This window comes from Kitasatospora purpeofusca (assembly GCF_000718025.1).
GTDB lineage: Bacteria > Actinomycetota > Actinomycetes > Streptomycetales > Streptomycetaceae > Kitasatospora > Kitasatospora purpeofusca.
Genome location: NZ_JODS01000015.1, coordinates 143,588 through 158,882, shown reverse-complemented (window position 1 = coordinate 158,882; position 15,295 = coordinate 143,588). Strand labels below are relative to the sequence as shown.

The following is a 15,295-nucleotide window of genomic DNA, read 5'->3' as shown; positions in this document are numbered from 1 at the left end:
CCAGTGCCGCGCCGTCGGAGGTCAGGCGAGGTCGAGGAGTTGCTCGTAGAAGCCGCCGAAGCCGCGCCGCTCGTCGACGAGGTGGACCTCCAGGATCCAGTGGCAGCGCCAACCGGCCCGGTCGGTGCGGCGCAGCGGGTGCTCGTTGTCCGGGGTGATGTAGGACTCGGCCTTGGCCCCGTCGACGCTCTCGTGCGGGAACTCCCCCACCAGGTGGCCCGCGTGCCAGCCGCCCAGGACCCAGCCCCGTTCGGCGGCGAGCCGCTCGACGTGGGCGTGCAGTTGACGGCCCGTCATCTGCGGGTCCGCGTGGAAGGCCGCGCGGCCGCCGTCGAAGACCGCGGCCAGGTCGTCGCGCAGGCGGTGCTTGTGCGGGTCCTCGCCGAGGACGAAGGTGCGGCCGAAGTCCGCCTCGTACTCCTCGAAGATCGGGCCGAAGTCGGCGAAGGCGATGTCGTCCTCGCCGATGAGCCGGTCCGGCGGGTTCTCCTGGTAGGGGAACAGTGTGTGCGGGCCGGAGCGGACGATGCGCTTGTGCCAGTGCTTGGTGGTGCCGAACATCTCGTTCGCGAGGTCCCGGACCAGGTCGCTGACCTCGCGTTCGCCGCGACCGGGTGCCACCAGGCCGCGCGCCTCGACCTCGGCGAAGAGGCGTTCGGCCTTGGCCTGGGCCTGGACGAGCCCCAGGGCGCGCAGTTGCTCGTCCATCCGGTCGGGTTCTCCCACGGTGCCGCTCCTGTTGCTGGGGCCGGGTGTCACGGGGTCGGGCCCAAAGGCCCACGAAGTCACGGGCTCACGGAGTCACGGGCTCTCGGGGTCACGGGTCACGGGCTCACGGGTCACGGGCTCACGGAGTCGCGCGCACGAGGACGAGCGACCCTTCGTAGGCGGCCCGCGTGCGCAGGTGGCCGTAGCGGCGCTCCCACTCGCCGGACTCCAGGTCCCGGCGGAGCCCGCGGTCGAAGCGTTCGCGCGCGCCGTCGTCGACGAAGCTCCAGGCCGAACAGGCCTGCCGGGCGGCGGGGTCGAGCAGCATCTCGGGGCGGCCGTAGTACGCCTCGTTGAAGCCGTCGGTGCAGTCGAGCGGGATCGGGACCGGCCGGACGGTGACGTCGCCGCCCAGGGCGGCGGCCAGTTCGTCGATCGGGGGGTAGCGGCGGGCCTCGGTGTCCAGCACCTCGGGCGCGTACTCGTACAGCCAGAAGTCGCGCACCAGCCGCGGGTCGCAGGTCAGCACGACGACCGGGCCGCGGGTGACGCGCCGCATCTCGCGCAGGCCCGCCCCGACGTCCTCCCACTGGTGCACGCTGAACAGCGTCATGGCGGCGTCGAACGCCGCGTCCCCGAACGGCAGGTCCCCGGCGACGGCGTCGACGGCCGGGGCGAGGTGGGCCGGGCGGCCGGCCCGCATGGACGCCGACGGCTCGACCGGCGTCACGACCCGGGCGGCACTCTCGTAGGAACCGGTACCGGCGCCGACGTTGAGCACGGTCAGCGCGCCGCCGAGGGCCTCGGCGATGACCTGCGCCACCCGGCTGTCGGGCCGGCGGAAGGAGGAGTAGCCGGAGCCGATGGCGCCGTAGTCGACGTCTCCGGCGCTGCCGTCCCGGGTGCGTGCGTTCATGGGTCCAGCCCTCCTTGGGTCGTGACCGGGTGCCGCGTCGGCCCGGGGCAATTCTCCCCCGGCTTCACCGACCCCGTGGGAGGATTTTGCATCCGCCAGGGTCGATAAGTAAAACACCTGGCAGATGCTTGTCATTTCGACCAAATGACTGGCAGATACGACTGGCTTGAATCGTGCGGCCCTCCGAACCCCCCGGGGCGGACCGGCTCCGACGGGCGTGGCCAGGATCGAGGCCCGCCCGCACAACCGGAGGTCGCGCACCCATGGCCGGAACGGCAACCCAGCGTCTCTTCTCCTACGGCACGCTGCAGTTGGAGCAGGTTCAGCTCAGCAACTTCGGCCGGCCGCTGGACGGGCGGGCCGACGCCCTGCCCGGTTTCCGGCTGACCATGATCGAGATCACCGACCCCGAGGTGATCGCCGCCAGCGGCACCGACCGGCACCCCCTGGTACTGCCGTCGGCCGAGGCGGGGGACGCCGTCGAGGGCACGGTCTTCGCGATCACGGACGAGGAGCTCGCCGCCGCGGACGAGTACGAGGTCGACGACTACGCCCGCCACGAGGTGGTGCTCGCCTCCGGTACCAGGGCGTGGGTGTACCTCTCCGCCGCGTACAGCCCCGCCGGAGGCTGACCCCAGGCGGACCCCGGCGACCCCGCCCCGCCACCGCCACCGCCACCGCCACCGCGGACACCTTCACCGGCACCTGCGGAGCCGGAGCCGGAGCGGACCAGCCCGGCCACGTAACCGGCGACGGCCCGGCCGCCCCCGGTGCGGGGCGGCCGGGCCGTCGGATTTCCGGTGCTACTGCGGGGTGACGTAGGCGCCGGAGATGCCACCGTCCACCAGGAAGGTGTTGGCGGTCATGAAGGAGGAGTCGTCGGAGGCCAGGAAGGCCACCGCGGCGGCGATCTCCTCGGGCTCGGCGAAGCGCCCGAGCGGAATGTGCACCAGACGGCGGGCGGCGCGCTCCGGGTCCTTGGCGAAGAGCTCCTGCAGCAGCGGGGTGTTCACCGGGCCGGGGCACAGCGCGTTGACCCGGATCCCCTCGCGGGCGAACTGCACGCCCAGCTCGCGGGACATCGCCAGCACCCCGCCCTTGGAGGCGCTGTAGGAGATTTGCGAGGTGGCCGCGCCCATCACCGCGACGAAGGAGGCGGTGTTGATGATCGAGCCCTTGCCCTGGCGCTGCATGTGCGGGATCGCGTACTTGCAGCACAGGTAGACGCTGGTGAGGTTGACCTCCTGGACGCGCTTCCAGGCGTCCAGACCGGTGGTGAGGATGGAGTCGTCGTCCGGCGGCGAGATGCCCGCGTTGTTGAAGGCGATGTCGAGCCGGCCGTACTCGTCGACGGCCCGCTGGAAGAGGTCGCGGACCGCGGCCTCGTCCGTCACGTCCGCCTGGACGAACAGTCCGCCGACCTCGTTGGCCGCCTTGGCGCCGGTCTCCGCGTCGAGGTCGACGCAGACCACCTTGGCCCCCTCGGCGGCGAAGCGGCGGGCGGTCGCGAGGCCGATGCCGCTGCCGGCGCCGGTGATGACGGCCACCCGGCCGTCGAGTCGCTGGGTCATGCTGATCACTCCTCCGTGGAGATGAAGACGTTCTTGGTCTGGGTGAAGGCGTCGAGGGCGTCCGGGCCGAGTTCGCGGCCCAGCCCGGACTGCTTGAAGCCGCCGAACGGCGTGGTGTAGCGCACCGAGGAGTGCGAGTTGACGGAGAGGTTGCCGGCCTCGACGCCGCGCGCGACCCGCAGGGCGCGTCCGACGTCCCTGGTCCAGACGGAGCCGGACAGCCCGTACTCGGTGGCGTTGGCGATCCGCAGGGCGTCCTGTTCGTCGCGGAACGGCACCACCGCGACCACCGGGCCGAAGATCTCCTCGGTGAAGGCGCGGTCGTCGTGCCGGACGGGGGCGAGCACGGTCGGCGGGTACCAGAAACCGGGCCCCTCGGGGGCGGCGCCGCGGAAGGCCACCGCCGCCCCGTCCGGCACGTAGGAGGCGACCCGGGCCCGGTGGGCGGCCGAGATCAGCGGACCCATCTCGGTCTTCTCGTCGGCCGGGTCGCCGACCCGCACTCCGCGGACGGCCGGCTCCAGCAGCGCCAGGAAGTCCTCGAACACCGAGGCCTCGACCAGGATCCGGGACCGGGCGCAGCAGTCCTGGCCGGCGTTGTCGAACACGGCGTAGGGGGCGGTCGCGGCGGCCTTGGCGAGGTCGGCGTCGGCGAAGACGATGTTGGCGCTCTTGCCGCCGAGTTCGAGGGTGACGGGCTTCACCTGGGCGGCGCAGCCCGCCATGATCTCCTTGCCGACCCGGGTCGAGCCGGTGAAGACGACCTTGCGCACGTCCGGGTGGGTGACGAAGCTCTGTCCGACCACCGGGCCCCGGCCGGGCAGGATCTGCAGCACGCCCTCCGGGATCCCGGCGCTCAGAGCGAGTTCGCCGAGGCGCAGGGCGGTGAGCGGGGTGAGCTCGGCCGGTTTGACGATCACGGTGTTGCCGGCGGCGAGGGCCGGGGCCAGGGCCCAGGCGGCGATCGGCATCGGGAAGTTCCACGGCACGATGACGCCGACCACGCCGATCGGTTCCTGGAAGGTGATGTCGACGCCGCCGGCGACGGGGATCTGCCGGCCGAACAGCCGTTCCGGGGCGGCGGCGTAGTAGTCGATGACGTCGCGGGCGTTGCCGGCCTCCCAGCGCGCGTTGCCGATGGTGTGGCCGGCGTTGGCGACCTCCAGGGCGGCGAGGTGCTCGCGGTCGGCGTCGACGGCGGCGGCGAAGGCGCGCAGCAGCCGGGCCCGGTCGGCGGGGGCCACCCGGCGCCAGGTGTCGAAGGCGGCGCGGGCGCGGGCGACGGCGGCGTCGGTCTCGGCGAGGCCGGCGAGTTCGACGGTGGTGATCACCTCCTCGGTGGCGGGGTTGACGACCTCGAAGAGGTCCGGTTCGGTCATGGGCTCGTCTCCCGGTGGCTGGCGGTGGTGAGGGCTCTGGCGGTCAGCGCTCCGGCGGTCACGGCTCCGGCGATCAGGGCTCGGAACAGTCGCAGGTCGTCGGGGTCGGTCTCGGGGTGCCACTGGACGCCGAGGGCGAAGCGGTGGCCGTCGAGTTCGAGTGCCTCGACGGTGCCGTCGGCGCCGCGGGCGGTGGGCCGCAGCCCGCGGCCGAGGCGGTCGACGGCCTGGTGGTGGTAGCAGGAGACCTCGGCGTCCGGCCCCAGGACACCGGCGAGCCGGCTGCCTTCGGCCACCTCGACCCGGTGCCGGACGAACTGCGCGGGGACCCTCTGGTGGCTCCCGTCGGGCAGGTGCTGCAGGAGGGTGCCGCCGAGTTCGACGTTGAGCAGCTGCATGCCGCGGCAGACGCCGAGCAGCGGGAGGTCCCGGGCCAGGGCGGAGCGCAGCAGGGTGCTCTCCCACTCGTCCCGGGCGTGGTGGGGCGGGCCGGTGCGCGGGTCGGCGGCCGCCGCGTACCTGGCCGGGTCGAGGTCCGGTCCGCCGGCGAGGACGAGGCCGTCGAGCGCGTGGAGGAGGTGTTCGGCCCCGCCGGGTTGCGGGGGCAGCAGGACCGGGGTGCCGCCCGCGCGGACGACGGCGTCCACATAGGTCTGGGGCACCAGGGAGGCGCGCTGGTGCCAGACGGACCAGGCCGCGTCGTCCTGGTAGGTGGTGATGCCGATCAGCGGTCGGCGCGGGTCCGCCGGGGTCACAGCCGTGCCGGTCACAGCCGCTCGAATCCGCGGCGCCGCTCCCAGTCGGTCACCGCCCGCTCGTAGGCCGCGAGTTCGGTGCGTCCGGCGTGGGTGTAGTGCCGGACGACGTCCTTGCCGAAGGCCTCGGTGGCGACGGCGCTGCGCTCGAAGGCGTCGACCGCGTCGCGCAGGTTGGCGGGCACCCTGGGAGCGTCGGAGGCGTAGGCGTTGCCGGTGAACTCCGGTTCGAGTTCGAGCTGTTGGTCGATGCCGTGCAGTCCGGCCGCGATCAGCGCGGCGACCGCGAGGTAGGGGTTGACGTCGCCGCCGGGGACGCGGTTCTCGAACCGCAGCGACGGGCCGTGGCCGACCACCCGCAGGGCGCAGGTGCGGTTGTCGCGGCCCCAGGCGACGGCGGTGGGCGCGAAGCTGCCGGGCACGTAGCGCTTGTAGGAGTTGACGGTGGGGGCGAGCAGCAGGGCGAAGTCGGCGAGGCAGGCGAGCTGTCCGGCGAGGAAGTGCTCCATGGTGCGGGAGAAGCCGTGCGGCCGGTCACCGGCGAACACGGGTGCGCCCTGCTCGTCGCGCAGGCTGAGGTGGATGTGGCAGGAGTTGCCCTCGCGTTCGTCGTACTTCGCCATGAAGGTCAGGCTGCAGCCCTCCTGGGCGGCGATCTCCTTGGCGCCGGTCTTGTAGACGACGTGGTTGTCGCAGGTGGTGAGGGCGTCGGCGTACTTGAAGGCGATCTCGTGCTGGCCGAGGTTGCACTCGCCCTTGGCGGACTCGACGGACAGGCCCGCGCCGGCCATCCCATTGCGGATCCGGCGCAGCAGGGGTTCGATCCGGCCGGTGCCGAGCACGGAGTAGTCCACGTTGTACTGGTTGGCCGGGGTGAGCCTGGCGTAGTCCTTGTCCCAGGCCTGTTCGTAGCTGTCCCGGAAGACGATGAACTCCAGTTCGGTGGCGGCCTGCGCGTGCCAGCCGTGGCCGGCCAGGCGATCCAGCTGGCGTTGCAGGATCTGGCGCGGGGAGACGGCGACCGGGGTGCCGTCGTGGTGGAGGACGTCGCACTGGACCATGGCGGTGGCGGGGTGCCAGGGCACGGTCCGCAGGGTGGCGAGGTCGGGGCGCAGCGTCAGGTCGCCGTAGCCGTTCTCCCAGGAGGAGATCTCGTAGCCGTCGACGGTGTTCATGTCGATGTCGACGGCGAGCAGGTAGCCGCAGCCCTCAGCGGCGCCGGGCACCACGTCGGCGAGGAAGTGCTCGGCGGCCAGGCGCTTGCCCTGGAGGCGGCCCTGCATGTCGGTCATGGCGAGCACGACGGTGTCGACGGACCCGTCGGCGACGCGGGCGCGCAGTTCGTCGAGGGTGAGCCGGGGGCTGGTCATCGGACCTCCAGTTCGGTGTCGTGTGCGTCGGGTCCGGGCGGCGTGTCCCCGGCGTCGGTTCCGGCCGGCAGGGGGTGGACCTGGGGTCCGGTGAACCAGTGCCGGGCCGAGACCAGCCACCACACTCCGGCGAAGCCGACCACGACGGCCACGGCGACGGGGGTGTAGTTGAAGCTCTCGGCGGTGATCGGGGAGGCGGTGGGGAGCATGAACAGCACGGTGATCACCGCTGTCCAGCCGACCGCGAGGATGCCGATCGGCCGGCTCCACCGTCCCAGGTTCCAGGGGCCGGGGGCGAAGTCCTCGCCCTGGCGCAGCCTCAGGTACACCGGAATGACGTAGGAGATGTACAGGCCGATGACGGAGATGGAGGTCACGGCGGTGTAGGCGGTGGAGTTCCAGAGCGCGGGCAGGCCGAGCAGCAGCGCGCCGCCGGTCGCCAGCCAGACCGCGTTGGTGGGGGTCTGGGTGCGCGGGTCGATGCGGTGCCACAGCCGGGAGCCGGGCAGGGCGCCGTCCCGGGAGAACGCGTAGATCATGCGGGAGTTGGCGGTGACGGAGGCCATTCCGCAGAAGAACTGGGCGCCGATCACGACCAGCAGCAGGAACTGGGCGCCGCCGGAGCCGATCGCGTCGATGAAGATCTGGGCGGGCGGGACTCCGGTGTCGCTGTTGAGCGCGCCGTCGTAGTCGCGGATCGCGAAGGTGATGCCGAGCAGCAGGACCCAGCCCGCGACCAGGGAGACGGTGATGGCGTTGACGATGCCGCGGGGGCCGGAGCGGGCGGCGTCGCGGGTCTCCTCGGTCATGTGTGCGGAGGCGTCGTACCCGGTGAGGGTGTACTGGGCCATCAGCAGGCCGATCATCGCGACGTAGAACTGGTTCCGGAAGCCGGTCCCGTTGACGAACTCGGTGAGGACGAAGGAGGCCGGGGCGTGCTGGTCCGGGAGCACGGCGAGCGCGCCGACGATGACCGCGACGCCCACCAGGTGCCACCACACGGACACGCTGTTGAGGAGGGCGACGAGGCGCACGCCGCGGGTGTTGAGCAGGCCGTGCAGCAGCAGGATGACGGCGAAGATCTCGATGGTGTGCACGGGGCTGGCCTCGAAACCGAAGCGCAGGGTGAGGAAGGCGTTGGTGAAGAACGCGGCGCCGAAGTCGACGCCGGCGGTGACCGCGACCTGGCCGAGGAAGTTGAACCAGCCGGTGAACCAGCTCCACGCGGCGCCCCGGCTGCGGCTGAGCTTGGCGGCCCAGTAGTAGAGCCCGCCGGCCGTCGGGTAGCTGGAGCAGATCTCGGCCATGGCCAGCCCGACGCAGAGGGTGAACAGGCCGACCACCGGCCAGCCCCAGACGATCAGGGCCGGGCCTCCGGTCTTCATGCCCGTGCCGTAGAGGGTCAGGCAGCCGGAGAGGATCGAGACGATGGAGAAGGAGACGGCGAAGTTGGAGAAGCCTGACATCGAGCGGGCCAGTTCCTGGGTGTAGCCCAGCTCGCGGAGGCGTTGTTCGTCGTCGGAAACGGCGGTGGTGCTTTCCGGAAACACGGTGGGGGAAGGCTGGGCGCCCGCGCGCGGGTCGTCTGCGCGGGTTTCGGGTGAGCGTGCGTCGGTCATGGGCACCCCAGGGGGTTGAGGGTGTGCCGGGACGGGCAGGGCCACGACGGCGTGGCGCGCTCGGCCGGGCGGGTTCGACGGTCGGACGGCTCTTCAATGGTCTGGAACCAGACCATTGGGTGGGTGAGCAGCATCGTTCCGGCTCAGCCGGGGCCACGTCAAGGGCCGACACCGAGAACGGGACGGAACGGGGTCCGACACCCGCCCGTAGGTACGATTCCGGGCGTGGACCTGGACCAAGCACGTGAGCAGGCACGGCTCGACTGGCAGGCCGGCGCGATCTTCCGCCCGGTCCGCACCGGCAACGCCTTCGAGGAGACCGTCGAACGGCTCCTCCAGGCGATCAAACTCGGTGTCTTCGGCCACGGCGACCGGCTGCCCGCCGAACGGGACCTCGCCGCACGACTCGGCGTCAGCAGGGAGACCCTGCGCGAGGCGCTCCGCACCCTCCAGCAGGCCGACTGCGTCGAACCCCGCCGGGGCCGCTACGGCGGCACCTTCGTCACCTACCGGATGCCCGCACCCGACGTCGCCGACCTCCGCCGGGCCGCCCGGGACCTGGGCGGCGCGCTGGAGGACGCGCTGACCTACCGCCAGGTCCTGGAGACCGGCGCCGCCGAGGCAGCCGCCCGCCGCACCCTCACCGCCGACCAGCGGGCCCACCTGGAGCGCCGCCTCGACGACCTGGAGGACGCCCCGCCGGACCGCTACCGCCAGCTCGACTCGCGCTTCCACCTCGCCATCGGCGAACTCACCGGCTCCCCCACACTGGCCGCGGCCATCGCCGAGGCCAGAATGCGCCTCAACGACCTCCTCAACGCGATCCCCATGCTGGAGCGGAACATCGAGCACGCCGCCGAACAGCACCGCGCCATGGTCCGGGCGATCCTCACCGGAGACGGCGACGCGGCCCGCCGCGCCACCGAGGAACACCTCGCCGCGACGGCCGCACTGCTGCGGGGCTTCCTGGCCTGAGGCTCCCGCCCCGGACCGGGCCCGGGCCGGCCGCGCGACCCTGAGGTCCCGGCCGGCCCGGACATTGCGCCCAGGTCAGGAAGCGCACTCCCGGCAGATCGGCCGGCCGTTCTTGTCCTCACCCGCGAGCTGCGCGCGGTGGTGCACCAGGAAGCAGGTCATACAGGTGAACTCGTCCGCCTGGAGCGGCACGACACGCACGGTGAGCTCCTCACCGGACAGGTCGGCACCCGGCAGCTCAAGGCCCTCCACGGCCTCGGGCTCCACGTCCACCGAGGAGCTCTGCTTGTCGTCCCGCTTGTTCTTCAGAGCCTCGATACTGTCGTCGCGTCCCTCGTCGCCGGTGTCGCGCGGGGCGTCGTAGTCGGTTGCCATGGTGCTGTCTTCTCCTTGAGCGTCGCTTCCGGCATCGCATCGTGCCATCTGCCGGCCCACGGAGCATCCGCCGCACGCAAAAGCGCGGCCGATCCCACCCGTGGCGCCCCACCATCTCATCCGCCGCACCGCGGGACGCGCGAAGCCCCACCCATGATCCACCCATCGGCCGACCCGACCGCCGAATCCGGGGTCAGGACCGCACGCCCCGACGCCCCGCCTCGACCGCCTGTGCGAGCCGAACGGCGACCGTCGTCGGCCCGGCACCGCCCGGGACGAAGGTGATCAGGCCGACCCCGGACGCTCCCGAGGTCGACATCCCCGCGAACAGGAGCATCGCCACCGGCCTGCCGAGGATCGGGCTCCGTCCACCATACCCTTCGACCCCGGACTCTCGACGGCGTTCAGCAGGGCGCCACCCGGTCCCGTAGTGATCAGTCCGCTTCCGACGCACTCATCGCGACGAGTTCGACCTCGAAGCCGTCGTCGTTCTCCAGGTAGGCGGCATGGACCTCCTCACCGCCGGCGTGCGGGTGGCGATCGGGGAACATCAGGTGCCAGCCGTGCCGACGGGCCTCCGAGGCCAACTCCTCCACCGTGTCCGGCCCGTCGACGTGGAACGCCAGGTGGTTCAGACCCGGCCGGCAGCGGTCGTGCCGGTCGGCGGTGAGGGCCGGCGACTCTTCGACGACCAGGTAGGTCGCTCCGAGGCGCCAACTGCGCCCCCTGCTCCAGTCCTGGAACACCGAGTACCCGAGGGCCTCCAACAACCACCCGAACGAGGCCGTGGCACGCTCCAGGTCGGGAACCCAGAGCTCGACGTGGTGCAGCATCCCGCTGACGGGCCTCTTCACGCCCCCACCGCCGAGCATGCCCCGGCCGGAAGGCTCGGCGTACCGACGGGCGGGCCGGAAGCCGGTCGGACCGCGGAAGCCCGCTCGGGATCCACCGGGTCGATCCCGTGTACGTCGAAGAGCTGCTCAAGTGCTTCGAGGCCGTGTTCGCGCCGGAATGCCATCTCGTCCGCCGTCACCGGGAGAGTCCAGAGGATACGCGCGTGGCCGTCCGGCAGTGGGCAGCGTTCGAGCTCCGGCCCATGGAGGTAGGGCAGACTGACGAGCAGATGGTTGCAGTGGGACCCCGGAATCCACGGCTCGCCGATCGGCAGGCTGTGCCCGAGGTCGAGACGGTGTCCGGCGTGGTAGTACGCGATCCTCGCGAGAAGCTCGACGAAGCTCTCGTCCTTCGCCGGAGCGGTCAGGACGAACTCCAGTCCGTGCCCATGGTTCTCCACAGCGGACCAACAACCGGCCGTGAGGTATGTCCAGCAGTTGCCGCGCGGCCCCGGACCGACCGCGATGATGCGGAGGCCGGGCACCTCGTCCTGGCGGCCGGGCCCGGGATCGTAGTCATGGGCCTGAACCTCGTGACCCGCGAAGAAGCCCCGAACGTGCGACTCGACGGCCGCCACGGCCTCGCCCCTGCGCTTGACTTCGAACATGCCTTCGATGATCTCACGGCTCCGAAACACCGCTCGGCGGACAGGCCCGGGCAGGGGCGCAACCGTCGGGGTCACAGCTTCGGTAGAACATCGCTCGGGATGTCGGGTGGGGTGAAGCCGAGGGAGGTCAGGAGGGTCACCGGGGCCCGGTAGTGGGCGGGGAGTCGGCGGTAGAGGTCGAGGGCGGCGGTCCAGGAGCGGCGGGCGGCGGCGGGGCGGCCGAGGGTCTGCTGGGCGGCGGCGAGGCCGGCGAGGGAGTTGGCCTGCTGGTCCGGGAAGCCGGTGGTGCGCCGGCTGACGGCCAGGGAGCGGGCGAAGTAACGCAGGGCCTCGTCGGGGCGGCCGGCGGCGTAGTGGGCGATACCGACGACGTTCCGCAGGGAGCAGCCCAGGATGCCGTCGTGGAGGCCGAGTTCGGGGGCGAGCAGCCGCTCGGCTCGGGCCCGGGCGGCGTCGAAGCGGCCGAGGAAGGCGTGGACCGAGGCGAGGCTGACCTCGCACAGGCGGACGGTCCAGTCGTCGGCGTCCGGTCCCTCGGCGGGGAGGAGCCGCAGGGCGTCCTCGAAGTGGTCGGCGGCCTCGGCGTAGTCGCCGGAGAAGAAGCGGAACGCGCCGAGGTTGGCCTGCACCTGGCCCTCGACGGCCGGGGATCCGGCCGCGCGGACGTGGTCGAGGGCCTGTTCGTAGTGCCGGAGCGCCCGGGGCAGGTCGCCGACGGTGCTCCAGGCGTGGCCCTGGTCGTTGAGGGTGCGGCCGGTGGCGAGGGGGTCGTCGAGGCGGCGGGCGGCGGCGAGCGCGGTGCGGCCGAGGGCGAGGCGTTCGGCGTGCCGGCCGGAACGGTGGAGGTAGGGCCACACCAGGGCGGGGAGCTGCCAGGCGACTTCGTCGTTGCGGTGCGCGAAGGCGTGGCCGACGGTGGCGAGCAGGTTGGCGCGCTGTCCGTCGTACCAGAGCAGTGCCTCCTCCGCGCCGTCGAAGGCCGTGGTGCGCAGGCCCTCGGGGGGCGGCGGCAGGGGCACCCGGGGGCGGCGCGGGGCGAGCAGCGGAGCGGTGGCGGCCGCACTCTGGTGAAGGCACCAGGCGTACCAGCGGTCCCGGGCACCGGCGCGGGAGCGCTCGCTCTCCTGGTCGGCGCCCCGCTCGGCGGCGAACAGCCGGACCAGGTCGTGGAAGCGGTAGTGGCCGGCGGCGTGTTCGGTGAGGAGGTGGGAGTTCGCCAGGCGGCGCAGGATGCGCGCGCACTCGGCGGCGTCCTGGCCGCCGACCACCTCGCCGACGACCTCGGCGACGGGCGCCGAGAGGACGACCGCGGGGCTCAGCGCGAGCAGCCGGAACAGCCGTGCGGCGGGCTCGTCGAGCGCCCGGTAGGAGAGCGCGAAGACCGTGCGCAGCCGGACGGACGGGCCGTCGCCGTCGGCGTCGAGGACGTCCAGACGGGTGCCCTCGGCCGCCAACTCGGCTGCGAGGCCGGTGAGATCGTGGTGCGGACGGTCGCGCAGCCGGGCGGCGGCGAGGCCGACGGCCAGCGGGAGGTGGCCGCAGGCGTCGAGCAGCCGGGTGACGGCGTGTTCGTGGGCCGCGACCCGTTCGGCGCCGAGGACCCGGTGCAGCAGTGCCCGCCCCTCGGCCGGGCTGAAGTCGACGAGTTCGATCCGCTCGGCCCCTTCGCGGACGACGAGGCCGGTGAGCCGGTCGCGGCTGGTCACGACCACCGCGCAGCCCGCCGTGCCGGGCAGCAGCGGGCGGACCTGTTCGGCGTCGAGCGCGTTGTCGAGCACGATCAGGACCCGTCGGCCGGCCAGCGTGGTGCGGTAGAGCGCGGCCGCCTCGTCGAGCCGACCGGGTACGTCCTCGGCCGGGACGCCCAGTGCCCGCAGGAACGCGCCGAGGACGGCGTGCGGGTCCTGCGGGCCGGCGGGCGACCAGCCGTGCAGGTCGGCGAAGAGCTGGCCGTCGGGGAAGTGCTCCCGGGCGCGGTGCGACCAGCGCACCGCCAGGGCCGACTTGCCGCCGCCGGGGATGCCGGTGATCACAAGAACGGACGTCGGGGGCGGGTCGCCCGTGACGGCGGGCGCGGCCAGGTGGCGGTCCATGGCCAGGAGTTGGGCGGTTCGGCCGATGAAGGAGGGGAGGTCCCAGGGCAGTTGGGCCGGGCGCGGACACGGCCGCGGCGGTGCGGGCAGCACTCGGGCGGACGCCATCCGGGCGGGCGGGTCCGCGGGACGGGGCTCGCCCCGGGCCTCGCCGGCCGCGCCCAGCAACTCCCCCTGGAGGGCCCGCAGCCGGGGCGAGGGGTCGAGACCGAGCTCCTCCGCGAGGCGGTCGGCGTACCGGCGGTAGGCGGCCAGCCCCTCCACGTGCCGGCCGCACCGCGCCAGGGCGGTCAGCAGGTGCCGCACCAGGCCGTCGCGCAGCGGGAACGTGACCACCAGCTCGGTGAGTTCGGCGATCGCCAGCTCGTCCCGGCCGGCCGCCGACTCGGCCTCGTAGAGCCGCTCCAGGGCGGCCATCCGGCGCTCCTCCAGGCCGGCCGCGACAGCCGAGAGGGCCCGGCCCGGCAGGCCGTCCAGGGCGGGTCCGCGCCAGAGCGCCAGGGCCTCGCGCAGGCGCGCGACCCGGTCGGCGCCCGGCTGCGCCGCCGCGTCCACCAGGGCGGTGAACTGCTGGACGTCGACGCGGACTTCGGGTCCGGCTCCGGTGAAGAGGTAACCCGGTCCGTCGGTGCGGATCGGCGACACCACTCCGGGGCCAACGCCGGAGCCACCGCCGAGGACGCGGCGCAGCGCGCCGACCATGTTCCGGACCTGGCGGTCGGCGGTGGCCGGCGGGGAGTCGTCCCAGATCGCGTCGACCAGCCGGGAGACCGAGACGATCCGGCCGGGATGGGCCACCAGACAGGCCAGCAGGGCCTGTTGGCGTCGGCCGCCGACGGCGAGCACGGTGGAGTCCGGGGCCCGGACCTCCAGTGCTCCCAGGATCCTGAACTCCACTCCCGCCCCTCCGCCGGATCGTCCGTCCGCCCTCGCTCGACCCTCGCCCCTCGACCTCACTCTCGCCCTCGCCCCTCGCCCTCGCCCGGCGCCCCTCGACCGACCCTCACTCGGCCTTTGCCCCGCCTTTGCCCGGCCCGCGTACGCGGCCACGGGTCGCGCACCGAGCGTCAGGTTCGTACACCCGACGGCCCGGCAGGGCCATCCTCACCCGGACGCCGGGCGGTGTCCATGGCGCGCCAGGTACCCGTGATGTGTCCACCGTGATCAGCTGATGACGAAATCGTGACGGACTGAAGCAGGGTTCTCTCCGAGCCGGACAAAATCCGCCCAGCACCTCGACGGGCGCCGCACCCGGCCGACTCAGTTCCGGAGAGTCCAGAGAGGGAGCCCCCATGAACCCGAACCCGACCCCCCGTCCGCGCACACTCCTCCGGGCGATGGCGTCGACCGCCGCCGTCCTCGCCGCCGTCGGTTCGCTCGGCCTGGTCAACGCCACCGGTGCGGCGGCCGCGACCCCGTCGGCAGCGCCGAGCGGCGTCTGCAATCCGGCCGTGGACAAGCCCGTGCAGGACATCCTCAACAGCAAGGTCGAAGCCGTCGTCACCGACTTCTCGGCGATCAACGTCGCTCCCGGCACCACCGGTCAGCGCTACCAGACCCTGACCCGGGTCGACACCGTGACCACCACGGTCAACCGGAACACCGAGATCTCGGCCTCCGCCAGCTTCCTGTTCTTCAAGGTGTCCGCCACGGTCGGCTTCTCCGTGCAGACGACCACCTCGTCCACCACGACCACCACCGCCTCCAACACCTGGAACTTCAACCAGCCCGGCTACTACGGCCTCTACCGGGGCACGCAGAAGGTCTCCGGCGAGTACGTGGAGTACACCTGCGCCCGCGCCGGCGCCATCGGCTTCTGGCTGAACACGACCCCGAACGGCAAGGGCACCTTCACCACCTTCGGGTACCCCGAGGAGGGCACCGTGTCGTGCGCCTCCCCGGAGGCGGCCGGGACGCTGCGCAACGCCGCCCGGCAGCGGCTCGCCTGCTGACCGCACGCTCCAGGACCGGACCGGACACATCCGGACGCCGCGCACCCTTCCCCACCCCCCAGCTGTGAAAGCGAGTTCACG

The 15,295-nt window shown here is 72.8% G+C and carries 14 protein-coding genes; 3 read left to right on the top strand and 11 right to left on the bottom strand.

Annotation, left to right across the window (positions count from 1 at the left end):
• Positions 1-21: 21 nt before the first annotated feature.
• Both IF01_RS0122220 and IF01_RS0122215 read right to left on the bottom strand, forming a co-directional pair.
• Entirely contained in the window at positions 22-708 is a 687-nt protein-coding gene (locus IF01_RS0122220; RefSeq protein WP_030395247.1) for a M24 family metallopeptidase, read from the bottom strand.
• A gap of 139 nt (positions 709-847) precedes the next feature.
• Positions 848-1,624: a class I SAM-dependent methyltransferase gene (locus IF01_RS0122215; RefSeq protein WP_030395246.1), complete on the bottom strand. Its 777-nt coding sequence runs from the start codon at positions 1,622-1,624 to the stop codon at positions 848-850.
• A 263-nt stretch (positions 1,625-1,887) separates the two neighbouring features.
• Between IF01_RS0122215 and IF01_RS0122210 the strand changes: the two genes are divergently transcribed.
• The gene (locus IF01_RS0122210) at positions 1,888-2,256 is read left to right on the top strand and encodes a gamma-glutamylcyclotransferase family protein (protein WP_030395245.1); all 369 of its coding nucleotides are present in this window, start codon (positions 1,888-1,890) and stop codon (positions 2,254-2,256) included.
• 171 nt (positions 2,257-2,427) lie between these two features.
• Here IF01_RS0122210 and IF01_RS0122205 read toward each other — a convergent pair whose 3' ends face one another.
• The 5 genes from IF01_RS0122205 to IF01_RS0122185 are packed head-to-tail and all read right to left on the bottom strand — an operon-like array spanning position 2,428 to position 8,318.
• Positions 2,428-3,195 (bottom strand): 3-oxoacyl-ACP reductase, encoded by a 768-nt coding sequence (locus IF01_RS0122205; protein ID WP_030395244.1) that lies wholly within the window; start codon positions 3,193-3,195, stop codon positions 2,428-2,430.
• A 5-nt stretch (positions 3,196-3,200) separates the two neighbouring features.
• Positions 3,201-4,574 carry an aldehyde dehydrogenase family protein gene (locus IF01_RS0122200; RefSeq protein ID WP_030395243.1) on the bottom strand — a complete coding sequence of 458 codons (1,374 nt, stop codon included), beginning with the start codon at positions 4,572-4,574 and terminating at the stop codon, positions 3,201-3,203.
• Entirely contained in the window at positions 4,571-5,344 is a 774-nt protein-coding gene (locus tag IF01_RS0122195; RefSeq protein WP_233290012.1) for a gamma-glutamyl-gamma-aminobutyrate hydrolase family protein, read from the bottom strand. The genes IF01_RS0122200 and IF01_RS0122195 overlap by 4 nt, the downstream gene beginning before the upstream one ends.
• A complete protein-coding gene (locus tag IF01_RS0122190) occupies positions 5,341-6,699 on the bottom strand; it encodes a glutamine synthetase family protein (RefSeq protein ID WP_030395241.1) in 1,359 nt (452 codons plus the stop codon). The genes IF01_RS0122195 and IF01_RS0122190 overlap by 4 nt, the downstream gene beginning before the upstream one ends.
• A complete protein-coding gene (locus tag IF01_RS0122185) occupies positions 6,696-8,318 on the bottom strand; it encodes an amino acid permease (RefSeq protein ID WP_369826042.1) in 1,623 nt (540 codons plus the stop codon). The genes IF01_RS0122190 and IF01_RS0122185 overlap by 4 nt, the downstream gene beginning before the upstream one ends.
• A gap of 225 nt (positions 8,319-8,543) precedes the next feature.
• On the opposite strand from IF01_RS0122185, the gene IF01_RS0122180 reads away from it, so the two are divergent.
• On the top strand, positions 8,544-9,293 hold the full coding sequence (locus IF01_RS0122180) for a FadR/GntR family transcriptional regulator (RefSeq protein ID WP_233290013.1): 750 nt from the start codon (positions 8,544-8,546) through the stop codon (positions 9,291-9,293).
• A gap of 75 nt (positions 9,294-9,368) precedes the next feature.
• Here IF01_RS0122180 and IF01_RS0122175 read toward each other — a convergent pair whose 3' ends face one another.
• The 4 genes from IF01_RS0122175 to IF01_RS0122155 all read right to left on the bottom strand — a co-directional run bounded on the left by IF01_RS0122175 (position 9,369) and on the right by IF01_RS0122155 (position 14,159).
• Entirely contained in the window at positions 9,369-9,668 is a 300-nt protein-coding gene (locus IF01_RS0122175) for a DUF4193 domain-containing protein (RefSeq protein WP_030395238.1), read from the bottom strand.
• Between the two features lie 434 nt (positions 9,669-10,102).
• Positions 10,103-10,540 (bottom strand): VOC family protein, encoded by a 438-nt coding sequence (locus tag IF01_RS0122165; protein ID WP_051740253.1) that lies wholly within the window; start codon positions 10,538-10,540, stop codon positions 10,103-10,105.
• The gene (locus IF01_RS0122160) at positions 10,519-11,169 is read right to left on the bottom strand and encodes a suppressor of fused domain protein (RefSeq protein ID WP_078880192.1); all 651 of its coding nucleotides are present in this window, start codon (positions 11,167-11,169) and stop codon (positions 10,519-10,521) included. The genes IF01_RS0122165 and IF01_RS0122160 overlap by 22 nt, the downstream gene beginning before the upstream one ends.
• A 71-nt stretch (positions 11,170-11,240) precedes the next feature.
• Positions 11,241-14,159 carry an AfsR/SARP family transcriptional regulator gene (locus tag IF01_RS0122155; RefSeq protein ID WP_051755883.1) on the bottom strand — a complete coding sequence of 973 codons (2,919 nt, stop codon included), beginning with the start codon at positions 14,157-14,159 and terminating at the stop codon, positions 11,241-11,243.
• Positions 14,160-14,554: 395 nt separating this feature from the next.
• On the opposite strand from IF01_RS0122155, the gene IF01_RS0122150 reads away from it, so the two are divergent.
• Positions 14,555-15,214 (top strand): hypothetical protein, encoded by a 660-nt coding sequence (locus IF01_RS0122150; RefSeq protein WP_030395234.1) that lies wholly within the window; start codon positions 14,555-14,557, stop codon positions 15,212-15,214.
• Positions 15,215-15,295: the final 81 nt, after the last annotated feature.